24 protein-coding genes are annotated in these 22,544 nt (G+C 67.3%); 7 read left to right on the top strand and 17 right to left on the bottom strand.

The window, feature by feature from the left end:
* The first annotated feature begins 29 nt into the window (after nucleotides 1-29).
* Complete coding sequence (locus ACIA12_RS33545; RefSeq protein ID WP_396371262.1) at nucleotides 30-1,103, top strand: alpha/beta hydrolase; 1,074 nt, start codon at nucleotides 30-32, stop codon at nucleotides 1,101-1,103.
* 66 nt (nucleotides 1,104-1,169) lie between these two features.
* On the opposite strand, the gene ACIA12_RS33540 is transcribed toward ACIA12_RS33545, so the two are convergent.
* The 5 genes from ACIA12_RS33540 to mshD all read right to left on the bottom strand — a co-directional run bounded on the left by ACIA12_RS33540 (nucleotide 1,170) and on the right by mshD (nucleotide 5,500).
* A complete protein-coding gene (locus ACIA12_RS33540; protein WP_396371261.1) occupies nucleotides 1,170-1,598 on the bottom strand; it encodes a PKD domain-containing protein in 429 nt (142 codons plus the stop codon).
* Nucleotides 1,599-2,092: 494 nt separating this feature from the next.
* On the bottom strand, nucleotides 2,093-2,713 hold the full coding sequence (locus ACIA12_RS33535) for a DUF6318 family protein (protein ID WP_396371258.1): 621 nt from the start codon (nucleotides 2,711-2,713) through the stop codon (nucleotides 2,093-2,095).
* 76 nt (nucleotides 2,714-2,789) lie between these two features.
* Nucleotides 2,790-3,323 (bottom strand): hypothetical protein, encoded by a 534-nt coding sequence (locus ACIA12_RS33530; protein ID WP_396371257.1) that lies wholly within the window; start codon nucleotides 3,321-3,323, stop codon nucleotides 2,790-2,792.
* Nucleotides 3,324-3,730: 407 nt separating this feature from the next.
* Complete coding sequence (locus ACIA12_RS33525; protein ID WP_396371256.1) at nucleotides 3,731-4,345, bottom strand: DUF6318 family protein; 615 nt, start codon at nucleotides 4,343-4,345, stop codon at nucleotides 3,731-3,733.
* Nucleotides 4,346-4,513: 168 nt separating this feature from the next.
* Nucleotides 4,514-5,500 carry a mycothiol synthase gene (mshD, locus tag ACIA12_RS33520; protein WP_396371255.1) on the bottom strand — a complete coding sequence of 329 codons (987 nt, stop codon included), beginning with the start codon at nucleotides 5,498-5,500 and terminating at the stop codon, nucleotides 4,514-4,516.
* Nucleotides 5,501-5,675: 175 nt separating this feature from the next.
* On the opposite strand from mshD, the gene ACIA12_RS33515 reads away from it, so the two are divergent.
* Entirely contained in the window at nucleotides 5,676-7,346 is a 1,671-nt protein-coding gene (locus tag ACIA12_RS33515) for a bifunctional metallophosphatase/5'-nucleotidase (protein WP_396371254.1), read from the top strand.
* 180 nt (nucleotides 7,347-7,526) lie between these two features.
* Here ACIA12_RS33515 and ACIA12_RS33510 read toward each other — a convergent pair whose 3' ends face one another.
* Nucleotides 7,527-8,135, bottom strand: coding sequence for a TetR/AcrR family transcriptional regulator (locus tag ACIA12_RS33510; protein WP_396371253.1), 609 nt, complete (start codon nucleotides 8,133-8,135; stop codon nucleotides 7,527-7,529).
* Between the two features lie 126 nt (nucleotides 8,136-8,261).
* Between ACIA12_RS33510 and ACIA12_RS33505 the strand changes: the two genes are divergently transcribed.
* Both ACIA12_RS33505 and ACIA12_RS33500 read left to right on the top strand, forming a co-directional pair.
* The gene (locus tag ACIA12_RS33505) at nucleotides 8,262-9,149 is read left to right on the top strand and encodes a TIGR03620 family F420-dependent LLM class oxidoreductase (RefSeq protein ID WP_396371252.1); all 888 of its coding nucleotides are present in this window, start codon (nucleotides 8,262-8,264) and stop codon (nucleotides 9,147-9,149) included.
* Nucleotides 9,150-9,171: 22 nt separating this feature from the next.
* A complete protein-coding gene (locus tag ACIA12_RS33500; RefSeq protein WP_396371251.1) occupies nucleotides 9,172-9,930 on the top strand; it encodes an SDR family NAD(P)-dependent oxidoreductase in 759 nt (252 codons plus the stop codon).
* Between the two features lie 10 nt (nucleotides 9,931-9,940).
* Here the strand turns inward: ACIA12_RS33500 and ACIA12_RS33495 are convergent, their stop codons facing one another.
* Both ACIA12_RS33495 and ACIA12_RS33490 read right to left on the bottom strand, forming a co-directional pair.
* A complete protein-coding gene (locus ACIA12_RS33495; protein ID WP_396371250.1) occupies nucleotides 9,941-10,246 on the bottom strand; it encodes a hypothetical protein in 306 nt (101 codons plus the stop codon).
* Nucleotides 10,247-10,350: 104 nt separating this feature from the next.
* Nucleotides 10,351-11,061 (bottom strand): winged helix-turn-helix domain-containing protein, encoded by a 711-nt coding sequence (locus tag ACIA12_RS33490; RefSeq protein WP_396371248.1) that lies wholly within the window; start codon nucleotides 11,059-11,061, stop codon nucleotides 10,351-10,353.
* 162 nt (nucleotides 11,062-11,223) lie between these two features.
* Between ACIA12_RS33490 and ACIA12_RS33485 the strand changes: the two genes are divergently transcribed.
* Both ACIA12_RS33485 and ACIA12_RS33480 read left to right on the top strand, forming a co-directional pair.
* Nucleotides 11,224-11,463, top strand: coding sequence for a MoaD/ThiS family protein (locus ACIA12_RS33485; RefSeq protein WP_396371247.1), 240 nt, complete (start codon nucleotides 11,224-11,226; stop codon nucleotides 11,461-11,463).
* Between the two features lie 37 nt (nucleotides 11,464-11,500).
* Nucleotides 11,501-12,877, top strand: a complete 1,377-nt coding sequence (locus tag ACIA12_RS33480; protein ID WP_396371591.1) for a hypothetical protein — start codon at nucleotides 11,501-11,503, stop codon at nucleotides 12,875-12,877.
* Here the strand turns inward: ACIA12_RS33480 and ACIA12_RS33475 are convergent.
* From ACIA12_RS33475 to ACIA12_RS33455, 5 genes are read right to left on the bottom strand one after another with little or no spacing between them, the layout of a single operon-like run.
* A complete protein-coding gene (locus ACIA12_RS33475) occupies nucleotides 12,840-13,451 on the bottom strand; it encodes a hypothetical protein (protein ID WP_396371246.1) in 612 nt (203 codons plus the stop codon). The two genes, ACIA12_RS33480 and ACIA12_RS33475, sit on opposite strands and share 38 nt — an antisense overlap.
* Complete coding sequence (locus ACIA12_RS33470) at nucleotides 13,448-14,098, bottom strand: hypothetical protein (RefSeq protein WP_396371245.1); 651 nt, start codon at nucleotides 14,096-14,098, stop codon at nucleotides 13,448-13,450. Before ACIA12_RS33470 ends, ACIA12_RS33475 begins: the two co-directional genes overlap by 4 nt.
* Nucleotides 14,095-14,721 (bottom strand): hypothetical protein, encoded by a 627-nt coding sequence (locus tag ACIA12_RS33465; protein ID WP_396371244.1) that lies wholly within the window; start codon nucleotides 14,719-14,721, stop codon nucleotides 14,095-14,097. Before ACIA12_RS33465 ends, ACIA12_RS33470 begins: the two co-directional genes overlap by 4 nt.
* Nucleotides 14,722-14,749: 28 nt before the next feature.
* On the bottom strand, nucleotides 14,750-15,175 hold the full coding sequence (arfB, locus tag ACIA12_RS33460) for an alternative ribosome rescue aminoacyl-tRNA hydrolase ArfB (protein WP_396371241.1): 426 nt from the start codon (nucleotides 15,173-15,175) through the stop codon (nucleotides 14,750-14,752).
* Between the two features lie 4 nt (nucleotides 15,176-15,179).
* Nucleotides 15,180-15,827, bottom strand: a complete 648-nt coding sequence (locus tag ACIA12_RS33455) for a TetR/AcrR family transcriptional regulator (protein ID WP_396371590.1) — start codon at nucleotides 15,825-15,827, stop codon at nucleotides 15,180-15,182.
* Between the two features lie 69 nt (nucleotides 15,828-15,896).
* Here ACIA12_RS33455 and ACIA12_RS33450 point away from each other — a divergent pair, with 69 nt between their 5' ends.
* Nucleotides 15,897-16,379, top strand: coding sequence for a cupin domain-containing protein (locus ACIA12_RS33450; protein WP_396371239.1), 483 nt, complete (start codon nucleotides 15,897-15,899; stop codon nucleotides 16,377-16,379).
* Nucleotides 16,380-16,477: 98 nt separating this feature from the next.
* Here ACIA12_RS33450 and ACIA12_RS33445 read toward each other — a convergent pair whose 3' ends face one another.
* The 4 genes from ACIA12_RS33445 to ACIA12_RS33430 all read right to left on the bottom strand — a co-directional run bounded on the left by ACIA12_RS33445 (nucleotide 16,478) and on the right by ACIA12_RS33430 (nucleotide 22,527).
* On the bottom strand, nucleotides 16,478-17,818 hold the full coding sequence (locus tag ACIA12_RS33445; protein WP_396371237.1) for a UDP-glucose dehydrogenase family protein: 1,341 nt from the start codon (nucleotides 17,816-17,818) through the stop codon (nucleotides 16,478-16,480).
* Between the two features lie 79 nt (nucleotides 17,819-17,897).
* Nucleotides 17,898-19,160: a hypothetical protein gene (locus ACIA12_RS33440; protein ID WP_396371236.1), complete on the bottom strand. Its 1,263-nt coding sequence runs from the start codon at nucleotides 19,158-19,160 to the stop codon at nucleotides 17,898-17,900.
* Nucleotides 19,157-21,199, bottom strand: coding sequence for a right-handed parallel beta-helix repeat-containing protein (locus tag ACIA12_RS33435; protein ID WP_396371234.1), 2,043 nt, complete (start codon nucleotides 21,197-21,199; stop codon nucleotides 19,157-19,159). The genes ACIA12_RS33440 and ACIA12_RS33435 overlap by 4 nt, the downstream gene beginning before the upstream one ends.
* Entirely contained in the window at nucleotides 21,196-22,527 is a 1,332-nt protein-coding gene (locus ACIA12_RS33430) for a glycosyltransferase (protein WP_396371232.1), read from the bottom strand. Before ACIA12_RS33430 ends, ACIA12_RS33435 begins: the two co-directional genes overlap by 4 nt.
* Between the last annotated feature and the right edge of the window lie 17 nt (nucleotides 22,528-22,544).

The raw sequence follows: 22,544 nt of genomic DNA, 5'->3' as shown, positions 1-22,544 counted from the left end.
GGCGGTGGTTGTTGCTAGCGTCACTCCTTGTGAACCGACGACTGGACACGTTGCTGCGAACCGCACTGGACTCGGTGCAAGGCAGTGCCCTGAAGCCTGTGACGGCACTGCCTGTGGCGCTCCGGCGGCGGCTGGCCGGCGCCCCGATCCAGATCGACGGGAACGTACTGGACCCTGATCTGCAGCTGTTGATGCGGATCGACGGGCTGTTGCCGGACGCAAAGAAGCAGTCCGTCGCCACCCGTCGCGCGAATCTGCTGACCATGGCCAAGCTCGTCGCCGGGCACCCCCGGGAGCTACTGCGGGTGACCGACCTCACCGTCCGCGGCGCCGACGGCCAACTAGGAGCCCGCCTGTACGTCCCGCGCGCGGCGCCGTCCTCAGGCAGCGGCCTGCTGGTGTTCTTCCACGGCGGCGGCTGGGTGGTCGGCGACCTGGACAGCCACGACGCGTACTGCCGCGACCTGGCCGAAGAGGCCGGCATCCGGGTCCTCTCGGTCGACTACCGCCTGGCCCCCGAGGCCGAGGCCCCCGTAGCCGCCGAAGACGCGATCGCAGCCTTCAGTTGGGCCATCGAACACGCCGAGGACCTAGGCGCCGACCCGTCGCGGGTCGGCGTAGGCGGCGACTCCGCCGGCGGCAACCTCTCCGCCGTGGTAGCCCAGCAATGCGTCCTCCGCGGCCTACCGTCGCCCGCCCTCCAGGTGCTCCTCTATCCCGCGGTCGACCTCGCCTACCGCCGCCCCAGCCGAGACCTCTTCGCCGAAGGCTTCTTCCTCACCGAGGACGACATCACCTGGTACCGCGACCACTACACCCCGGACCCCACGATCCGAACCAACCCCCTGGTCTCCCCGATCTACGCCGAAGACCTGACCGGCGTAGCCCCCGCCTACGTGGTAACCGCAGGCTTCGACCCCCTACGCGACGAGGGAAACGACTACGCCACCCGCCTCCGCGACGCCGGCGTCCCCACCACCCACACCTGCGAACCCACCATGGTCCACGGCTTCGCCAACATCCTCGCCCTCCCCGGCCAAACCCGCACAGCCCAACTACGAATCCACACCACAATCCGCGCAGCCCTCAACCCGGCAAACTGAGCGCCGAAACCAGCCAGCAAACCGTGGCCATAGTCCGAAGAACTAGATAAGTACTGATGGCTCTGCTCAACGTGGCGGGTCGACAAGCACCGGCACAGCCTCCCGCACCTGCAAGCCCGTCGCAGGCCCGGTAATCGGCACGATGCCCGCGTACTGCCAGCCGGTCCCAGCGACATTGAACTGTGCTTCGTAGTTCACGGTAACGGTCAACGAGACACTGCCGCGCTTCATATATTTGTGCGTAATCTCTTTGGCCGGATACGGACTACCGGGCGTTTCGGTTGTCGCGGTGTTCCCATCGCCAAAATTCCACCTGTAGCTTATTGGTGTGGCTTGGATAACGACGGGAAAGCCGAGTAGTTGAATGGGGAAAGTCGTCGTCTTCTTCGGATCCGTGTAGACGATCGTATCCAAGTTGATCAGCGTTCGTCCGGTGGGCTGTACCTTGACTGTCAGCTTCGGAAAATGCGTATCCTTGGATTCGCTCAGCACCATCTCCCACGTGACATCCTGGGGATCGGGCAGTTGAGTTACGACCACTCCAGTAGGTGGTGTCCGTGGTGCCGGCCTCCACGTCAGTGCCGGCCGGCATCTGACCGGGCCAGGGATGGTGCCCGTTGGGTCCATGCGACCGCAAAGCCCGAGGTCTAGTCGTAGTTGCTCTTCGAGAGACGTTGGTGGACTGTCGCGGCGCTGCGACGAGTGCTTCCCGCCGCCGCTGGCTTGATCGTTCCTACCCGGCTTCAGTTTTTTCCCTGGCGCGCCTGCAGGCTTCGACGAGCGATGGATCATCCGCTCGTCGGCATGCGCTCGAGTCCCCTCCCTCGTCGGTGTGACGATCACAGGAGGCGGCGACTTGCCGCGATTCGGGGTGGGGCTCGGCTTCCCCTGCGCCGCAGCCGCTGCGGTCGGTGCCGATCCGAGATGATGGCACGCCAGCAAGGCGACGACCAATACGCCGGTCGCCGCGACTCTCTCCAATAGCCGAGTCATTGCGGAACGAGATCCATTTCGTACATCACCCACGCGCCCTGTTGCGGAGCAAGCGTGAACTCGCGCTTGTATTTTCTGACGGTGCTTGTCACTGGCTTGGCGGTCGGCGAGTCCTTGGATGTGTAGGCGCCGACCGTCACCTTTGCGTAGCCGCCCAGTCGACCGTTCTCGCCGCGGAACAGGTCAGGTATGTCATCGACCCGTTCACTGAAGTCCCCGGACAGGCCGCCGTTCGCTGCGTTGACCTTCTTGACGTAGTCCGCATAGATCCGGCACTGACGGCAACCGCTATCGCTGGCCGACAGCAGCGGCGGAGTGTCCCCGGTCGCTGATGCATAGTTCATCAGTTCGACGTAGTGCCGTACGAAGGCTTCGGCTGCAGGCAGTGTGAGCCCTTCCGCCGCCTTCGGGCGTTCGGGGGCAGCGCTTGGCGTGCTAGTGATCTGGGTGGGGTTGCCCGCGGTCGGAGTCGATGTCGCCGACGAGGTTGGGCCAGAGCCTGGTGGTGCTGTGTTGGGTTGGCCGGCTTCGGGGCTTTTGTTGTTGCAGCTGGTCAGGATGGCGGCGCAGAGGCAGGCCAGGGTTAGGGCGGTGGCTTGCCTGTTGCGGGTTGTCACGCTTGGCACCTTTTCGTTGTTGATCGTGGGTCGCTGTTGGCGCGGGTTGAGTAATGTCTGCAGCTTTCGATCCTGCTCAGCCGCCGGGCTTGACCAAGACGGGCACTGCTTCCCGCACCTGCAGTGCGGTGGGGGGTCCGGTGATCGGCACGGTTCCTTCGACGTACTGCCAGCCGGTGCCGGCTACGTTGAACCGGGCCGCGTAGTTGGTGGTGAGGCTCAGATTCACCCCAGCCTTCTTCATGTATTTGTGCGTGATGTCCTTGGCGGGATAGGGCCTGCCCGGTGTCGTGGTCGTCACCGATGCCCCGTCTCCGAAGCTCCAGGTGTAACTCATCGGCATCGCCTCGACCTCGACGGGGAACCCGAGGACGGTCACCGTCTGCCGATACACCTGGCTCTCGTCGGTATAGACGATCGTGTCCAGATTCACCAACGTCCGCCCCGCCGGCTGCACCTTCACATGCAACTTCGGGAACAACACGTTCTTGCTCTCAGCCAGCACCTGCCCCCACTGCACATCCTCCGGCCGAGGAATCCGCACCCGCACCGCCATACTCGGCGAAACCTCCGGCCGCCCCGGCCCACCCGGCAACACATCATCTTCCATAGCAGGCAGACAACGGGTCAGGTTGGCGGTATTCGGCCCGCGAAATCCGCAGAGGCTGATGTTGAGCCGGAAGGGCTGGGTGTCGTCCGCGGCAGGTCTGGTGGATGGTTGCCGGGACGATTTGCGCCCGCCTGACGTCTTACGTTCCTTGCCTGCCTGACGTGTGGGATCGGTCGATGACTCGAATCGGTTGGTCTGATTCGCTCCGACCGATGCTCCCCATTTGCGTCGCTCGAGGTGCGCCTTCGGCGGTGGCGGCTTCGGCCTGGCGGTTGAGAGTTCCATCGGGCGGAGTTCTGCGCGGGTTTGGGCGGCGTCGGCGACATCGCCAGCAAAGGTCAGCGCTAGGCCGGCGACTAGCGCGACAGCCGCGCTGGATGCCGCCAGTCTCAGCCCGTGGGACCTGTTCATTCGTTGATCTGCATTTCGTACATCACCCAGTGCCCGGCGCTGGCGGCGAGCGTGAACTCCATGGTCCCCGTGCCGGCCGGTTGGGGAATCGGTGTGGCCCCGGGGGTTGCCCGCTCCTGATAAGTGCCGGTCTTCAATGAGGCCGATCCACCAAGGCGTCCGGACTTGCCGCGATAGATTTCCTTGACATCGACCAACTGATCCTTGAAGTCGCCTTGCAGCCCACCGTTCTTGGCATTGATCTTCTGGACATAGCCCGCAATCCCTTTACAGCCGACACAGCCCTTATCGCTCTCTGCCAGTAGCTGTTGGGGGTCGCCTGTGGAGTACGAGTAGTTGAGGAGGTCCACGTAATAGCCAATGAAGGCTTCGCCCGCGGCCAGGGTTGAACCGACCGCCGCCGCTGGACGAGTTGGCACATCTGTGGGCGTTCCTGAAGGAGTCGATCCACCGCTCGAAGGCGTCGAGGTGTTCGTCGGTACCGAGGACGGTGGTGGTGCTGTGTTGGGGCGGCCGGCCTCGGGGCTTTTGTTGGTGCAGGACGGTAGTAGGGCTGCGGCGCAGAGGCAGGCCAGGGTTAGGGCGGTGGCTTGCCTGTTGCGGGTTGTCACGGGGGGCACCTCTCCGTAGTCGAATTTGATCGTAGCTGGAGAGGGGAGCGGTGGGGATGTCAGTTGGTGCAGGTTGTGGATAAGTGGGTGGGGGCCAGGAGCCGCCCGGCTGGGGGGTAAGAGGCTCGGACGGCTCCTGGTTATGGGTGGGACGGCGGCGGGGGCGGATTATGACGCGGAGTTACTGGGTGAGTTCGGTGTGACACCGTTCACAGGGGCGAACTGGACGTCCAGGGCGGCTGTGGTGAAGCCGAGGTTGGTGTAGAGGGTGTGGGCGGGGGTGTTGGTGCCGTCCACGTAGAGGACTACTGAGGAGAGGCCTCGGTCTTCTTGGAGGTGGCGGATGCCCTCGAGGGTCAGGGCCTTGCCCAGGCCGGTGCCCTGGTGGTCGGGGGAGACACCGACCACGTAGACCTCGCCGAAGGGTTCCGGGCCCTCGTCCTCGTGGACCTTGGTCCAGTGGAAGCCGGCCAACGTGTCGTCGGCGGTGACTGCGAGGAAGAAGCCGGCTGGGTCGAACCACGGCTGCTGGAAGCGGTCGGCTAGGTCTGCCTGGGTCCAGCTGCCCTGTTCGGGGTGGTGCGCGAAGGCGGCGGCGTTCACGGCGAGCCAAGCACTGTCGTCCTGTCCCCGTACGAACGTGCGCACCGACACCCCCTCCGGCCAGACCGCTGCGGGCACCGGCGCGCTCGCCCGGCGCAGGAAGTACAGCTCGCGAGCCACCTCAAGCCCCAGCCGGGCAGCCAACTCATCCGACCCAGCGAGTCGCCCATGCGCCCAGACGCGCAGTTCGGAGCCGCCGTGGTCGAGCAGCATCCGCAACAGCGCAGTACCGAATCCCTGGCGCCGGTACGCCGGGCCAACGACCAACTCCGCCGACCCGTCCGGCCCTAGTGCGCCGTACCCGGCCAGCTCGGCCGAGCCGGGTTCACCGGCGTATGCGAGGAAGTGCGCGTCGCCCGGGTGCTCTCCTTCCAGGTGTAGCAGCGTGTGCTCGGAGAGTGGGTTGACGCCGTCGCTCTCAGCAGCGGAGCGAGCGAGCTCGGTGATGGCCGAGGCGGTGGCCGGGGGCAACGGTGAGGGAACGGCTTCGAGGGTCACCCCGATACCGTAAAAGGTCCTGGTGAGTTCATCGTCGAGACCTTGGTCAGCCACGCCGCAGCAAGGTAATTTTCGGGCACCGCACACCAGCGGCGCTCGATTCGACGACAGAGAAGACGAAGACATGGCCTTCACAGGACGAGACAAGACGTGGCTGAGGGGACCCCGGGCCGTTGCCCTGGTGGCCGCCGGAGCCGCTGTGGTACTCGGCTTGGCCACGGGGGGAACCGTGACCCAGGCTGCGCCGGCGAAACCCAAGCCGACGCACACCCAGATCCAGCTGCTCGCGATCAACGACTTCCACGGAAACCTGGCGCCCAACCCGGCGACCAGCTCCGGCGGCAACGTGAACGGCACACCGGCCGGCGGCGCGGAGTACCTGGCGACCCAGCTGGAGTTGCTGCGCGACTCGGCGAAGGCGCAGGGGCAGGACACCGCGACCGTGGCCGCCGGTGACCTGATCGGCGCCTCGCCGCTGCTGTCCGCGGCGTTCCACGACGAGCCCACCATCGAGGCGATGAACGAGATGGGGCTGGATGCCACCTCGGTCGGCAACCACGAGTTCGACGAGGGCTACAAGGAACTGCTGCGGATGCAGAAGGGCGGCTGCCTCGACGACGGCGACGGCCAGAACAACCAGAACTCCTGCCCGGACCCGGAGGAGGAGTTCAAGGGCGCCGACTTCGACTACCTGTCGGCCAACGTGTTCTACGAGAACACCGACAAGACCCTGTTCGCGCCGTACACGATCAAGAAGTTCCGCGGTGGGCAGAAGGTCGCCTTCATCGGTATGACCCTGGAGAACACCCCGAACATCGTCACCAAGTCCGGCGTCGAGGGCCTGTCGTTCAAGGACGAGGTGGAGACCGCCAACGCGCTGGTGCCGAAGCTGACCAAGGACGGCGTCAAGTCGATCGTCGTGCTGCTGCACGAGGGTGGCCTGCCGTCCGACCCGAAGGCGTTCAACAGCTGCCCCGGGATCTCCGGCCCGATCACCGACATCGCCAAGACGCTCGACCCGGCGATCGACGTGATCATCTCCGGTCACACCCACGCGGCGTACAACTGCTCGATCAACGACCCGGCCGGCAAGCCGCGCCTCGTCACCAGCGCGTCGTCGTTCGGCAAGCTGGTCACCGAGGTCCGGTTGAGCATCGACCTGGCCACCAACGACGTGGACCGGCTGAACACGCTGGCGAACAACCACATCGTCACCCGGGACGTGCCGAAGGACCGGCACCTGACCGAGCTGATCACCAAGTACCAGACGCTGGTCGCGCCGATCGAGTCCAAGGTGATCGGCCACATCACCACCCCGTCGGTGGTGAAGACGCCGGACGACTCGCAGGAGTCCCCGCTGGGCAACCTGATCGCGGACGCCCAGCTGGCCGACCCCTCGACCGTCACCAACGGCAAGACGCCGGTGGTCGCGTTCATGAACCCGGGCGGTATCCGGGCCGACCTCGCGTCCACGGGCGGCGCGGTGACGTTCGGTCAGGCGTTCACGGTTCAGCCGTTCAACAACTACCTGGTCTCGATGGACATGACCGGGACGCAGATCAAGGCACTCCTCGAGCAACAGTTCTCCGGCGTCAACCAGGCGTCGAACAAGGTGCTCCAGGTCGCGGGCATCACCTACACCTACAACCCGGCCGCCGCGCCGGGCGCCAAGGTGGTGGCGGGCTCGATCAAGATCGCGGGCCAGCCGCTGGTCGACGGTACGACGTACCGGATCTCGACGAACAACTTCCTGTCCGACGGCGGCGACGGCTTCCCGGCCTTCATCACCGCGACGAACAAGTTCTTCGGCGGTCTGGACATCGACGCCTTCGCCAACTACCTCGCAGCACACGACCCGTACACCCCGGGCCCGACGGACCGAATCTCCATCGGTTCCTGACGCAACACCAGCAGCCGCGACCCCCGGGCGGTCCTCCACTGCCCGCCCGGGCGTCGCCTGCCGCCGCTCTGCGCTGTAGCGGAGCCGAAGGTCGTCCGGTGGGGGTCGTTGGGCTCATGCCCTGCGTGATCACGTCCTCGATGTCGAGGTCCGAGTAGTAGAGGGAGGTGGCCGGCGCTGTCAGGGGGTTGGCTGGGTGGTCATGGCTTTGAAGGCTTGTTCGGCGATGGTGGCGGACTTCTGCAGGGCCTCGCGTGGTACGCCGGCCGCCGCGTGGATGGCGTGACCCTCGGATACCACCATCAGGAACCGGGCCAAGGCGTCCGCATCGGCGTCGGCCGGTAAGTCTCCCTGCTCGATCGCAAGCCGGAACCGGTCAGCGAAAGCCTTCTCCCCGCCGAGCCGGCTGGCCGCGAGGAACTGCGACACGTCCTGGTTCTCGGCGCTGCACGACACCCCGCCCTGGATCGACAGGCACCCGTTCGGCTTGTCGTCGAGCGTCACGGCGACCACGTTGTCGCGCAGAAACCGCTGAGCGACAAGCAACGCGGTCGGTTCGGCGATGGCAGCCCGCGCGTAGGCCATGTCGTGCTCGGCGTAGTGCGCGATCACCCGCCGAAAGAGATCCGCCTTGCCGCCGAACACGGCGTACAGGCTGGGCTTGTTGACGCCCATCGCGGTGGTCAGGTCGGTGATCGACGTGCCCTCGTATCCCTGCCGCCAGAACACCTCGACGGCGCGCTCCAGCGCCTCGTCCTCGTCGAACGTGCGGGGTCGTCCTCCCGGCATCAGCCACCTCCTGGTCAGCTCCCACACTACGGTTCTTAACCGCTCGGTTCAAAAATTTGCCTGAACCTTCAACCACTGCTAGCTTGAGTTTCTAACCGAACGGTATGAAACCCAAGGAGGCAGACCATGAGCGGCAATCCTGAGCAGCAGGCCCTGGGGCGCGTCGGCATCTGGAGCATGGAACTGCGCAACGCCGGCCAGCCAGGCGTCGACGCGGCGGCCGAGCTGGCCGATCGGGGGATCAAAGCCCTCTGGATCCCAGGCCTCGACGGCCGCGGCATCTTCGACGACACCGACAACCTGCTGACCGCGTCGCCCAGCACGTACGTCGCACTCGGCGTGCTCGGCATCTGGCGACAGGAAGCCAAGGAGCTCACCGCCAAGCTTCACGAGCTGGACCGCCGGCACGGCCCGCGGACGATCGTCGGCCTCGGCGTGAGCGACCGCAATACAGCCGCGGCAGTGGGGCGGACGTACAAGAGCCCGGTCGGCGCTGTCAGCGAGTACCTCGACGAGCTGGCGAAAGAGCAAAACCCAATCCGAAGCGATCGGCTGCTGCTAGGCGCGCTCGGTCCGAAGATGGCCCAGCTAGCGGCGGACCGCACCGCCGGCATCCATCCCTTCCTGGTGAGTCCGGAGTACACCGCCGGCATGCGGGCTCAGCTAGGAGCCGAGGCGTTCATAGCCCCACACCAGGCGGTCGTATTCAGTACGGACGCCGAGCAGGCCAGAGCGGTGGCGCGCGACCAGCTCGGCATGTTCATCGGATTCGATGCCTACCGCAACAATCTCCGCCGGCTCGGCTACACCGACAGCGATCTCGTCCCCGGCGGCAGCGACCGGCTGATCGACGCGCTCGTTGCCTGGGGTGACGACGAGGCGATCAGCCGCCGGCTGCGCGAACAGCTCGACGCCGGCGCCGATCACGTCGCCGTACAAGTTCTCTCCACCGCACCAGACGGAAAGGGCCTTCCGCGCAAGGACTGGCGCCGCCTGGCCGACCTCACCCTCTAAAACAACAGAAAAGGACCTCATCATGGGACAGCTGGACAACAAGGTCGCACTCGTCACGGGTGCCACCAGCGGTATCGGCCTCGCCTCGGCCCGCCGCCTGGCCGCCGAAGGCGCACACGTCTTCATCACCGGCCGCCGCAAGCCCGAACTCGACGCCGCCGTAGCGGACATCAAACAAACCGGCGGCCAGGTCACCGGCATCGCAAGTGACGTAGCGAACCTCGACGACCTCGATGCCCTCTTCGAGGCCATCACCCAGTTCGGCCACGGCCTGGACATCCTCCATGCCAATGCGGGCGGCGGAGGCTTCGCCGCGCTGGGCACCATCACCCCAGAGCACTTCGACCAGATCTTCGGAATCAACGTCCGCGGCACGCTCTTCACGGTGCAGAAGGCACTCCCGCTGCTCAACGACAACGCCACGATCGTCCTGACCGGCTCCACCGCGGCCACCGATGGCACTCCCGCGTTCAGCGTGTACGCCGCAACGAAGGCCGCCATCCGATCTTTCGGCCGCACGTGGGCCGCGGAGCTGGCGCAGCGTGGGATCCGCGTCAACACCGTCATTCCCGGCCCGACCAACACGCCCGGCCTGGCCGGCCTCGCGCCAGACGCGGAGCAGGCATCCGCGCTGCTGGGCTCGATCGCGTCCGGCGTACCGCTCGGGCGGCTCGGTGAGCCCGAGGAGATCGCGAACGCCGTACTGTTCCTCGCCTCCAGTGAGAGCAGCTTCATGACCGGCGCCGAGATCTTCGTCGACGGCGGCACCAACCAGCTCTGACAGCCAGGGCTCAGAGCAGGAACTTGAGGACCACCAAGGCGAACGCGATCCCGGTCGAGAGCGCCGCCTTGGTGGACCCGATACCTTGGCGCAGACCGGTGGCGAAGACGGCCACCGTGAGCGGCACGAGCATCACCAGCAGAGTGACACCGGCCGCATGCACGCCCACGTGGGAGCGACCGGTGAGGACCAGGCCGAAGATGAGCGCAAAGGTCAGGCCGAGCCAGGTTGTGGGCTGGATCGGGCCGTCGGTGCGAATCTGACGGTGTGAAGCGCGAGCGCCTCGGCGGTGCGAAGTCGGAGCAGCGTGCGCCATCGGTCACCTTCCGTGAAAAGACCGAATACGCACCGTAGCAGCACGAATACGCCGCGGGTCAAGCCCGGAACTCACAGCGGCTGGTCCAGTCCAGAACTGCAGGATCAGACGTTGACGTCAGCTGTTTCGCGATCCTTCGAGGGCGGGATGACAAACCGGTACCCGACGTTGCGGACGGTGCCGATCAGCGCCTCGTGCTCCGGCCCGAGCTTGGCCCGCAGCCGGCGCACGTGCACGTCGACCGTCCGGGTGCCGCCGAAGTAGTCATAGCCCCAGACCTCCTGAAGCAACTGCTCCCGCGTGAACACCCGCCCCGGGTGCTGAGCCAGGAACTTGAACAGCTCGAACTCCTTGTACGTGAGGTCGAGCGCGCGCCCGTTGAGCTTCGCCGTGTACGAGGCCTCGTCGATCACCACGTCACCGCTGCGGATCAGCGAGGTGTCGGGGTCCTCGTTGCGGGCGGCGGCCAGGCGGCCGATCACCAGCCGCAGCCGGGCCTCGATCTCGGCCGGGCCGGCCGTGTCGAGCAGCACGTCGTCGGCGCCCCAGTCCGCGTTCACCGCGGTCAGGCCGCCTTCGGTGACGACCAGGATCAGCGGTACGTCGACACCGGTGGTACGGATCAGCCGGGACACCCCGCGGACCGAGACCAGGTCGCGGCGGGCGTCGAGGAGGACCGCGTCGGCGTCGGGCGCGTCCACAAGGGCGGCGACCTCGGCGGGCAGGATGCGGATCTGGTGGGGCAGCAGGGCGAGCGACGGCAGCACCTCGGTGGAGGCCTGCAATGCGTTCGTCAGCAGAAGCAACGTGCTCACGCTGTCTCCTTGTGCTGGTCGTCGGATCCCTGGTGAGCGACCCGGTCCTTATGCACGTCAGGCCCCAGCGGCGTCATTGCCGGGGGCCCGAGTCACACTGGATAGCAACAGCAAGCTGACATAATAGCTGATGACAAACCCGATCAGTGAGGCCCAACTCAGATGCCGGAAGTGACCATCAGGTACTTCGCCGCTGCGCGGTCCGCCGCGGGCGAATCGACCGCGACGGCCCAGGCGGCATCCGTCAAGGATCTCGTGGACGCGGTCTCAGCGGGGAGACCCGAGCTGGCCCGGGTGCTCGGCATCTGCACGTTCCTGCTCGACGGGGAGCGCGTCGAGCCCGACGCCGGCCTCTCCGACGGCGCGCTGGTCGACGCCCTGCCACCCTTCGCCGGCGGCTGAGGACCCTCCCGGAGCGGTAGATTGCCCGACTGTGGCGATGGAATCGGGGACGTTGCTCACTACGGTGGGCCGCGCGGGGGCACTGTTCGGGAAGGCCTGGCCTCGGCTGCTGGCTGTGTTCCTGATCGCGCAGCTGGCGCATCGGGGGCTGCAGTGGGTCGCCGTGCAGGCGGGAGCCAAGGCCGAGGCGGCCGGGATCGCCGTACTGGCGGCGCTGGTCGTGGTGTCGCTGGCGATGTACGTGACGATGTTCCTGGTACTCCGCGGCGAGCTCCCTTTCCACAAGCGGGCCGTCGCCGAGGGGATGCTCGCGCCTGACGGTGTCGAACCCGGCAAAGAGCACCGGCCGATCGACGCGATGGCGGCGGCCCTGCTGCCGTTCCTGGCGTTCTACGCCGCGTACAAGTTCCTCCAGAACGAGGCGCTCGACTACGAGTACCAACTGGCCGTCCACAAGGCCAACGACACCCTCGCGACCGTCCTCAACGGTGGCACGGTCGCCGAGCAGTCGACCGGGTTGCAGTCGCTGTCCACCTGGCTGTTCATCGGCCTGGGCGCCACGGCGTACCTGCTGCGGTTCTTCTTCAAGCGCAAGGGCAAGAACACCGGGGGTCCGGTACGCCGGCTGTTCGTCACCTATCTCGAGGCGCTCTGGATCTTCGTCGTGGTCTACCAGGCCTCCTCGTTCATCCCGTCGCCGAAGGACTGGCTGAAGGACCGCCAGGTCTGGGCCTGGCTGCACGACGGCTACGGCTGGGTGCTCGACCACCTCCTCGGCGTCGAGACGGTCCGCGAGATCTGGGACACCGTCACCGGATTCGTTGCCGCGGGCATCGGTGACCTGTGGAACGCCGCGGTCTTCCCGCTGATGTGGATCACGATGACCGCGGTGATCTACGGCCGGGCCGTGCACAAGGCGGAGCCGGCCGAGCGGCGCTGGCGGTTCGACCGGATCACGCACCGCTGGCAGCAGACGCCAAAGCTCGTCCGGGTGGCCGGCAACTCGGTGGTGTCGGACTGGAAGGACCGGTGGACGCCGGTGGCCGAGGCGTTCCGGCTGGTGGTCCGGTCCGGGCTGCGGCCGATGCTGGGCTACTTCCTCGCCTGGGCGGTGGTCACGTTCCTGGCCAGCGAGGTCTGGATCTTCCTCAAGCTCTACGTGCTCGGCCCGCACTCGCTGCCGTTCTGGCTGGTCATCGACGAGCCGCTGACGCTCGTCACCGACGGCCTGAAGATCATGCTCCAGGTCTGCCTGCTGGCAGCGGCGTACGACCGGATGATCGGCGGCCTGGCCGGCTACCTCAAGACCAGGACGCACGCGGCGCACGCGGCTCCCGGGCCGCAGGCGGACAAGGGCGTCGCCGACCTGACCGCCGCTACCTCGGGAATGCCAGATACTCAGGAAGTTTCGTAGCCCAGGTGATCGTCGGCTCGACCGACGCCGCCACCGACTCCGGCACGATGAAGATCGCCACCGCCTCGAACGGCTTCCCGGCCACCGGCTTCAGGAAGTACGGCGCGATCTTGGGATCCCGGTAGCTCGCGGGCTTGTCGTCATAGCCGCCGGTGCAACCCGTCGGCCGGTCCTGGAAGTCGTCCTCCAGGATCGACTCGTCCCAGATCCGCCCGTCCGGCGCCCGGAGGTGGACCTGGCAGCCGCTCAGCTTCTCGAGGTTCTTCAGATCGGCCACCTGCATCCGCAGGTACACCCGCACCCGCGTCGTGCCGGACGGCAGGGTGCTCGGCACGGCGTTCTTGCGGGCCGGCTGCGGATCGACCTCGACACTGGCCGCGTACCAAGTAGCGCCCTGGTACTCCGTACCGCCGGCCGCCACCGTCACCGCGTCCCGGGGTTCGGCGTCGTACCAGGATTTGTAGTCCGACCGCGTCGTCCACCAGCCGGCCAGCGGCACTGCGACGACCAGCGACAGCAAAGCCGCCGTGTTCTTCCGAAGCCATCCCGGCCGGGCCCGTCGCGCGCTGCTCACAACGCATCCGCGGCGTTGAAGATCGCCACATCCTTGCGCAGACCGGGCAGCTGATCCGTCGAGACGCCGAGCGGGATCGTTGCCTGCGGCTCCAAATCGTTGAGGAACGCCTTCTCCATCACCTGCAGCACCGCCCCGGGCACCTTGTCGGCCGGCATCTCCACCACGAACACGCCCCGGGCGGGAATGTCGGGCGCGAACTCGTAGCTGGTCAGATCGACCCGCTCGAGTCCGGACCGATCGGCACCGAGATAGGTGGTGCCGTCCGAGGCCTTGATCGACACCTTGTTCAGGTGCATCGGCTCCCGCAACGCCTTCACCTCCGCCTCGATCACGACGAAGTCGGACAGCGAGTCGCGATCCGGCGCCGAGCGCGGGATCCGCAGCTTCTTGCTGATCTGGACGCTCTTGACGGTCAGCTCGAAGCGCGGCGTCCTGACCGGCTTGCCGACGATGCCGTGCACCTCGACCGGATCCTGGATGTCCTTCTGCGTCGGCGTCAGCCGGTACAGCCCGATGATGGCGACCAGCACCACGAGCACCAGCCCGAAGTTCACCAGCTTGCGCGGCAGGCCGTTGCGGGAGGCAACTTCCAGCGGCGGCGGTGCCCCGTCCGGCGGAGGTGGGCTGACGACCGGCGCGCTCACTTCGTGTTGTCCTTCACCTTGACGGTGCTCTCGGCCGCGATCTTGTCCGGCATCCACTTCTCGTGGTGGTCGAGGATCGACTCGTCGGTGTGCTCGTAGTGCTGCACGGTGAGCTTCACCTCGGTCGGCAGGTCGCTGAGCTTGGGCAGCTTCCAGACGTAGGCGACGTCCTCACCGAACTCCGGCGTCAGTACCGGATCGCGGGTCTCGTCCTTGATGGTGGTGGTGCCCATCGGCGGGTCGGTGTCCTTGATGCCCGGTACGCCGATCAGCCGGAGCAGGTCATTGGGCGGGGTCGTGCCGGTGTCGTCGGTCACCTTCAGCTTGGTCACCACCGCGATCAATGCGCCGCCGTCCTCCGGCTGGAACAGCGGCTTGAGGTCCTTGACCGTGACGACGCGCTGGATCGTCACCTCGATCTGGCCGGTGTCGATCGCCGTCCCGGCCGCCACCTGCGGGGTCTCGTCCGCAGCCTTCTCCAGGCCGCCGAACGCTGCCGAGACGACCAGCAGCACCGCGCCCGCGCTGAGCCCCCAGGTCTTCAGCGACCGTCCGCGCACCTTCAAATCCTGCAGTTCCGGCAGTTCTTCCTCGCCGGCCCCGCTCCCCGTTGCTTCTGGCACGCCCGAAGCCTAACGACCAAAGGGGGCGTCAGTCGGTGGGCCGTCCCCGGAGGCGTTTGGTGTCACCGCGGCGCTTCTTGTCGTCCAGTCGCCGCCGGACCGCGTTCTTGCTGGGCCGGGTCGGCCGCCGCTTCCGGGGCGGTGCCGCGATCGCCTCCCGGAGCAGCGCCGCCAGCCGGGTCCGCGCCGCCTCCCGATTACGCCACTGGGACCGCTGCTCAGACGCTGCCACGGTCAGTACGCCGTCCACCAGCCGCGACCCGAGTCGCTCCAGCGCCCGCGCCCGCAGTACTTCGCTGAGCGCCGTACTGGCCGCCACGTCGAAACTGAGCTCCACCCGGCTGTCGGTGGTGTTCACCGACTGCCCACCCGGCCCGCTCGACCGGGAGAACCGCCACGCGAGCTCGGATTCCGGGATGACAACGCCGTGGCGCACGATCAACCCGGTCTCCATGGGGCTATTCAATCCGATCCCGGTCCCTGTCCGCCTCCTGTTTGGCGCCGAGTGGTGGCGGCGATCCGTCCATGGCCGCGGTCAGCAGCGACTGCGTCGACCACTTCATCAACCGGATCGCCTCGGCCCGCGGCAGTTTCGCCACGTCCAGCAGCCAGCTGAAGGCCTCGATCCCAGCCACACTCCGGATCGCGATCGCGAGCTGGTGAACGGTCTCGGCAGACAGGTCGTCCCGCAGCGGCAGCAGCGCCTCTTCGATCCAGGCGATCGCCCGGCCCTGGCGCAGTGGGAGGGCCGCTCGCTCGGCGGGATCGGCCTCGAGGGAGAGCCGGAGCATCGTCCGTTGCTGGTCCTCGGTCTCGACGACCAATCCGATGAAGGTGTCGATCACCGTCGCCAGACGTGCGCCCGCGTCTCCCGGTGGATCCGCCGGCAGCAAGGAGGTGGTCGTGGTCTCGGGATGCGCCGCCGAGAGCAAGGCGTGCTGATTCGGGAAGTACCGGTAGGCGGTCGGCCGGGACACCTCTGCGGCCGCGGCTGCCTGCTCGACGGTCGGCGTCACCCCGGCGGCGACCAGCTCGCGGGCGGCTGTGACCAGGGCGTCTCGGGTGCGTTGCTTCTGCCGGCTGCGGCCGCCGGACACGTAGGGCATTGACACGAGGCAAATGATACCGCAGTCTCTTGGTGAGACCTAAGTATCATAAACGGGAGGGTGAGTACGGTGAGTGGATTCGTGCACGCGGCGACGGACGGCGAGTTGCGATGGTTCGCCGGCGGTGGGGTGCATCGGTGGATGGCCACCGCCGAGCAGACCGGCGGGAGCTACCTGATGTTCGAGGACCGGATGGAGCGCGGCAAGGTCACGCCGCTCCACCTGCACCCCGACGCGGACGAGTCGATGTACCTGCTGGAGGGGGAGATCCTGATCCACCTGGACGGCGACGAGCATCGGGTCGGTCCGGGCGGGCTGGCGATGGTGCCCCGAGGGACGCCGCACGCGTTCCTGGTGACGTCCGAGACGGCGAAGATGCTCTGCCTGATCACCCCCGGCACCGGCCAGGACTTCTTCCTGAACGCCAGCGAACCGTACGTCGAGGGCGCTGCGCACGAGGTCGACTTCGGCAAGATCCAGGAATCGGCCCGTACCAGCGGCAGCACCGTGATCCTCGGGCCGCCCCCGTTCGCGAAGCTGCCGGTGGGATAACGCCTCGGCGCCGGCCTGGGGAGGCCGGCGCCGAGGCGGAAACGATCAGGACCGAGCGACCAGGCGGCAGGATCGGCTCCTAGGATCGGCCCGCAGGGTCAGGCGGCTGGGTCGACGGCGCGGCCGAGTGCACGGTAGTCCCAGGAAGCTGCGCGCCAGGCGACCGGGTCGAGGGCGTGGCGGCCGTCGACGATCGCCCGGACTGCCACGATCTCGCCGAGCCATTCGGGGTCGATGTCGCGGAACTGGTCCCACTCCGTCAGCAGCGCCACGACCTGGGCACCCTCCGCCGCCTCCGCCACACCTGAGGCGTAGTGCAGATCGGGGTACGCCTTCCGCGCGTTCTCCATCGCCTGCGGGTCGTAGACCCGCACGATCGCGCCTTCGGCCTGCAGGAGCCGGGCCACGTCCAGCGCCGGTGCGTCCCGGACGTCGTCCGAGTCCGGCTTGAAGGCCGCCCCCAGTGCGCAGATCGTCACCCCGGCCAGCGAACCGCCCGCCTGCGAACGGATCAGGTCGACCGTCCGCTGCCGCCGCCGCTGGTTGATCGCGTCGACCTCGCGCAGGAACGAGACCGCCTGGCCGACGCCGAGCTCCTCGGTGCGGTGGATGAAGGCGCGGATGTCCTTCGGCAGACAGCCGCCGCCAAAGCCAAGTCCAGGCCTCAGGAAACGCCCGCCGATCCGCGGGTCGAAGGACAGCGCCGCGGCCAGCTGCTGCACGTCGGCGCCGGTCGTCTCGCACACCTCGGCCATCGCGTTGATGAACGAGATCTTCGTGGCCAGGAAGGAGTTCGCGGACACCTTGACCAGCTCGGCCGTCGGCAGATCCGTCACCACGACCGGTACTTCGGCCTCGAGCAGCGGAGCGAACGCCGCCTGCAGCTGCTCCAGCGCCCAGTCGGACGCGACCCCGAAGACGAGCCGGTCCGGCCGCATCGTGTCCTCGACGGCGAAGCCCTCCCGGAGGAACTCGGGGTTCCAGGCCAGCTCGACCTGGTCGCCGGCCGGCGCGGTCGACTGAAGCAGTTGGGTCAGTCGGGCGGCGGTACCGACCGGGACGGTGGACTTGCCGACCACGAGCGCACGCCGGGTCAGGTGGCGGGCCAGATCGGTCACCACCGCGTCGACGTACGTCATGTCGGCGGCGGGCGAGTCCTTCATCTGCGGCGTACCGACGCAGACGAAGTGCACGTCGCCGAACTCGGCCGCCTCGGCGATGTCGGTGCTGAACCGGAGCCGCCCGGTCGCCAGCGCCTTGCTGAGCATCTCGGGCAGGCCGGGCTCGTAGAACGGGACCCGGCCGTCGGCCAGCGCCGCGATCTTGGCCTCGTCGGTGTCGATCCCGAGCACCTCGAAGCCGAGTACGGCCATGCAGATCGCGTGCGTGGCGCCCAGGTATCCGGTGCCCAGAACGGTGATGCGTGGCTTGGCAGCCATCAGAACCCCCCAAAGGTTCGCAGGTGGAAGCTGTCCGTCCGGTCTGTGGCCGGGCGGACGATCAGGTGGTGCCGGCGGGTCACTTGCAGGGAACGTTGCTGAGGCCCTCGCCGGCTGCGGTGAACTTGTTGTCGCAGGCAACGATGTTGCCGGCGGGCTGGCGCAGCGCGAAGGCCAGGCCGGGTCCGTCGACGGTGGCGATGTTGCCGGTGAACAGGTTGTGGTCTCCCCAGCCCTTCAGGATCTGGTGGGTCTGGAAGCCGTCCAGGGTCGACTTCGTCCCACTGTTGCCCTTGATCAGCCAGTTGTTGCCCTTGACATCCACCCAGGAGTCGGCGCCGGTCAGCGCCGAGCCGTCGAAGGTGTTGCCCTCGACCAGCCCCCCGGTGGTGCCTTCCTTGATGTCGACGGCCTCTGAGGTGACCTGCGACATCTTGTTGCCCTTGACCACGTTGCGGTCGCTGCGGTCCGGCCGGCAGTTGTTCGTCGTGCACCAGTTGCTGACCGCGGAGCCGATGTAGACCCCTTCGCCGAACTTGTCCCGGCGCTGACCCGTCTTGGAGATGGTGTTGTTCAGGACGACGTTGTCCGTACTGTCGGCGCGCAGGTGGATCGCCTCGTCACCGATGTCGTGCACGGTCAGGCCCTGCACGACCGATCCGACGGTGGTGTCGGCCATCACCCCCTTCTGACCGTTCGTGACGGTGAACCCCACCAGCCGCCAGTACTTGGCCTTGTTCAGGTGGAAGACGTACCCACCCTTGATGCCGTCGCCGTCCAGTACCGCGCCCGCTCCGCCACACAGCCAGATCGGCTGTGCCGCGGTACCAGAGGCCTGGGCGACGAACTTCCCGGTGTACGTGCCGTCCTCGAGAGCGATGCTGGTCCCGGGGGCGGCCTTCGACAACGCTTCTTCGAGACTCTTCGTGTCCTGCACCGTGACGGTCGCCTCGGGACAGGTGACCGGCGACGAGTTCGGCAACGGTCCTTGACCGGCCGCGGCCGCGTTGGCGATCACCGGCGCGTCCTCCGGCTTCTTCTTGCCGTTGCTGCCTTCGTCGTCGGGCGATTCGCTCTCGCTCGGCTCCGCCGTGGGAGTGCTGCTGGCCGGGTCGCTGGGCTCGTCGGTGATGTCCGGGATGCTCGGCTCCGGCGGTACCACCGGGATCGACGGCCCGACGGTAGGCAGTGGCGCTGACGCGTGGTCGTCCGGCCAGGCGACGGCCACGATGCCGCCACCGACCAGCAGGACTGCCCCGGCCGCGCTGCCGGCGATGATCAACTCACGCCGGGACAGTTTGTTCAGCCTGGTCAGTTCGAGCAGCCGGCTCAGCCGGGTCATCTGGCTCCCAAGTGGTTGTTGTTGTCGCCAGGGACCGGGACCGCGCCGGCCGGCATGGTCCTTCCATCGGTCACCGGGCGCTTGTCGGCGTACGGGTGGACGACCTGCCGGATCCGGCGCGAGCCCCGGGCGGCGGTGAAGATCAGCAGCGCGGCGAGGAAGATCCACATCGCGGTCAGCGGCTGCAGGAACCGCTTCAGGGTGACCACGAACGGCGTGGTGTCGTGCCAGTTGTCCTCGTCGTTCTTCCAGCGGTGCATGTTGACGTCCGCGGCGCGCTTGGTGTCGATCGCGCTCGGGCCGCGGCCGCTGATGGTGTTCTCGGTGACCTTGGTCTCGCTCACCGAGCCGACCAGCGAGATGGCGTGCGAGTCGGCGTCCGACATCGTGTTGCGCTGCACCGTGGCGGCCGAGTCGCGCAGGTACACGCTGGTGTTGCCGCCGCTGATGATGTTGCCGGTGACAACGGACTTGGTGACGCCGTCGCGGATCGCGATGCCTTGCCGGATCGGCTCGGTGACCCGGTTGCCGACCACCGAGACGTCCTCGGCGCCGCCCCGGACCACCACGCCCATGTCGTTGCCCTGCAGGTCGTTGGCGTTGACGCCAATGTTGGTGCCGCCGATCACCTCGACGCCGTACCGGGCGTTGTCGATCAGCTTGCTGTTGGACACGGTGTTGTTGCCGTAGCTGCCCAGGCTGGAGCCGGTCGCGCTCGGGCCGTCGGCCAGCGGCAGACCCGACATGGTCAGGCCGTTGCGGTGGTTGCGGCTGGCCTCGATCTCGGACAGCACGATGCCGGTCGTTGCCCTGGACAACACGAACCCGTCGCCGGCGTTGCCGTCGGCGGTGCTGGAGTCGATCACCGCGTTGGTGACGTACCGGTGCATCACGATGCCGTCGACCAGGCTGTCGTCGAAGTGGCTGTCGCGGATGTCGAGACCGTTGGCGCTGGCCGCGAACAGGCCGAACGCGTTCCGCTTGATCGTGGTGTTCTGGATCAGCGCGGACACATAGCTGTACTCCGGATCGGCGATGTCCACCTCGGGCAGCGGCAGCTTGCCGGCCGGCAGCACCTGGCTGAGGCTGTTCTTGCCCGCACCGTTGAGCTTGTCGGTGGTGCTGGTGGTCTTGTTCTTCCCCGCGTCCTTGTTCGCCTCGCGCTCCTTCGCGGCCCGCTTGCCGACCCGCATCGTCTCGCCGAGCTTGTCCAGCGAGCCGCTGTTCGGCCGGTCGGTGCCGGTCAGCGACAGGCCGCCGGTCCGGCCGCTCCAGAAGCCGAGGTCGGACAGTTCGGCGTACCGGAACCGGACCTGGCCGCCGAGCGAGCGGATGTAGGCGCGGCCGTCGTTGGTCAGCGTGTCCGGGCCGTCGGTGTCGCGGTTCCAGCTGGAGATCCGGACCGGCCGGCCGTTGACGCCCTGGACGTTCAGCACGCCGCCGTAGTTGACGATCGAGACGAATCCCTTGTCGTCACTGGCCAGCCGCAGGGTGAGACCGCCGGACGAGGCCAGGTTCAGCGTCGCGCCGTTCTGGATCACGACGTGCTCCGACAGCAGGTACCCGCCGTCGGGCTGCCGGATGAAGGTCTGCGGGGCGAGCCCGAGCAGGTCCTTGATCGTGTACACCTCACGGCGCGGCGTCAGCACCAGCGTGTACGCCGATCCGGTCGCGATCCGGTACGGCGAATTGAGTGAGGTCTTGCTCCACCGGGCCAGCGAGTCGACCGTGCGCACCTCGACCAGGCGGCGGTCCTCGTCGGCGACGTACGCCGCTTCGGCCTCCGGGTCACCCGGGTAGGGGAGCCGGTCGATCGTCTTGTCGTCCTTGGCCTCGCCGGGCGTGGTCGGCTGGGTGGCGTCGGGCGGTTGCGGCTTCGGGGTGGTGCTCGGTGTCGTCGCGCTGGGCTTCGGCGTCGGCGACGCGTTCGGTGAGCCGGACGCAGTGGTCTGCAGCAGCACGAACCCGGCGATGCCGAGCACTCCGACCACGGCAACGACACGCAGGCCCTTGCGGCTCTTCTTCTTCGGCTCGGTCATGAGGCCGGCTCCGTCTGCAGCTCGCCGTTGTGGTGGTTCAGCTCAGCCGCCGCGTGCTTGGGCCGGTTCGCCTCGTTGTTGAGGGCCGGCTGCAGCTGGCTCGTGCTGGTGGTGTGCTGGTTCTGCCGGATCAGCGAAGCCGCGTCCTGGCCCTCGCCACCGATGCTGTCCTCGGACCGGGTCAGCCAGCCCTGCTTGTTCATCGTCACGAACGCGTACAGCTTGATCGGCAGCGCGATCAGGATGACGGTGACGGCGATCAGCGGCAGCAGGACGATCTCACCCGGATGCCTGCGCAGGTGGGAGATACCGCGGATGCCGCGGGCGATCGTCATCCAGACCGCGGCCAGCGTGAAGCTCTGCCAGGTCCAGTCCAGCCGGCTGAAGACCATGTAGCCGATGGTGATGCCCATCGTCACCGGGGTCAGCAGGATCTGCAGCACGGTCACCTTGGTCACCAGCGGCACCCGCCACAGCCAGCCCTTGTAGACCGCGGTCAGGTAGCAGCGGTACGAGTTGCGGCTCCAGCGGACCCGCTGTTTGACGAAGGCGCGGAAGGTCGACGGGAACATCGACATCGCCTTGGCCGTCGACTGGTGCACCGTCTTGTAGCCGGAGGCGAGCACCAGCCAGGTGAGCCGGCCGTCGTCGCCGGCGATGCAGCGCCGGCCGAGGAAGAACTCGTTCTCCAGGTTCTCCAGCACCGGCAGCACGACACTGCGCCGGTACGCACCGGTGCGACCCGAGACGCAGGCGACCGCGCCGGCCGCGCCCATCGCGGGGACGTAGTCGTAGTACCGGAGGTTGACCAGCCAGTTGGCGACCCGGCGCCAGACGCTGGTGGTGCGCTCGTGCACGTTCTGCTGGGTGCTGACCGCGCCGACCTCGGGGTCGATGAACGGACGCTGCACGGCCTTCAGCAGGCCGGGCTCCCAACTGGTGTCCGAGTCGACCAGCAGCAGCACCTCGTACTTGGCGGCCCGGATCCCGACGCCGAGCGCCGACCGCTTGCCGGCGTGCTTGAACAGGATCGGGTTGATCCGCGGGTCGTCGAGCGCGACCAGCCGCTCGTAGGCCTCGGTGTCGGCGACGTCCAGCACAATGATGATCTCGTCCGGATTCTGGTGCCGCCAGGTCTCCAGGCAGCGCATCAGAATGTCGGGATCCTCATGGAAAGAAGGAACCACCACCGACGTGGTGGTGGTGAAGTCGTTCTCGATCGGTCTGGCCAGCCGGGAAAGAAAGAAGCGGTAGAGCCAGAGCAGCCACACCACAATTCCGGCGGCGGCCAGCGGGACGAGATTTCGCCATTGCGAAAGATCGTCCATCGACAATGAGAAATGTG

The sequence above is a fragment of the Kribbella sp. NPDC051620 genome, from assembly GCF_044453825.1.
GTDB lineage: Bacteria > Actinomycetota > Actinomycetes > Propionibacteriales > Kribbellaceae > Kribbella.
Note: the sequence above shows the minus strand (reverse complement) of the source record. Positions and strands in the feature narration are given on the sequence as shown.

Excerpts from the sequence above, each read along its gene's own strand:
- ACIA12_RS33500 (WP_396371251.1), top strand. The coding sequence starts at position 9,172 with ATGGGACAGCTGGACAACAAGGTCGCACTCGTCACGGGTGCCACCAGC.
- ACIA12_RS33495 (WP_396371250.1), bottom strand. The coding sequence starts at position 10,246 with ATGGCGCACGCTGCTCCGACTTCGCACCGCCGAGGCGCTCGCGCTTCA.
- ACIA12_RS33510 (WP_396371253.1), bottom strand. The coding sequence starts at position 8,135 with ATGCCGGGAGGACGACCCCGCACGTTCGACGAGGACGAGGCGCTGGAG.
- ACIA12_RS33430 (WP_396371232.1), bottom strand. The coding sequence starts at position 22,527 with ATGGACGATCTTTCGCAATGGCGAAATCTCGTCCCGCTGGCCGCCGCC.
- ACIA12_RS33480 (WP_396371591.1), top strand. The coding sequence starts at position 11,501 with ATGGAATCGGGGACGTTGCTCACTACGGTGGGCCGCGCGGGGGCACTG.
- ACIA12_RS33435 (WP_396371234.1), bottom strand. The coding sequence starts at position 21,199 with ATGACCGAGCCGAAGAAGAAGAGCCGCAAGGGCCTGCGTGTCGTTGCC.
- ACIA12_RS33505 (WP_396371252.1), top strand. The coding sequence starts at position 8,262 with ATGAGCGGCAATCCTGAGCAGCAGGCCCTGGGGCGCGTCGGCATCTGG.
- ACIA12_RS33530 (WP_396371257.1), bottom strand. The coding sequence starts at position 3,323 with ATGGAAGATGATGTGTTGCCGGGTGGGCCGGGGCGGCCGGAGGTTTCG.
- ACIA12_RS33455 (WP_396371590.1), bottom strand. The coding sequence starts at position 15,827 with ATGCCCTACGTGTCCGGCGGCCGCAGCCGGCAGAAGCAACGCACCCGA.
- arfB (WP_396371241.1), bottom strand. The coding sequence starts at position 15,175 with ATGGAGACCGGGTTGATCGTGCGCCACGGCGTTGTCATCCCGGAATCC.
- ACIA12_RS33485 (WP_396371247.1), top strand. The coding sequence starts at position 11,224 with ATGCCGGAAGTGACCATCAGGTACTTCGCCGCTGCGCGGTCCGCCGCG.
- ACIA12_RS33440 (WP_396371236.1), bottom strand. The coding sequence starts at position 19,160 with ATGACCCGGCTGAGCCGGCTGCTCGAACTGACCAGGCTGAACAAACTG.
- ACIA12_RS33445 (WP_396371237.1), bottom strand. The coding sequence starts at position 17,818 with ATGGCTGCCAAGCCACGCATCACCGTTCTGGGCACCGGATACCTGGGC.
- ACIA12_RS33540 (WP_396371261.1), bottom strand. The coding sequence starts at position 1,598 with ATGGTGCTGAGCGAATCCAAGGATACGCATTTTCCGAAGCTGACAGTC.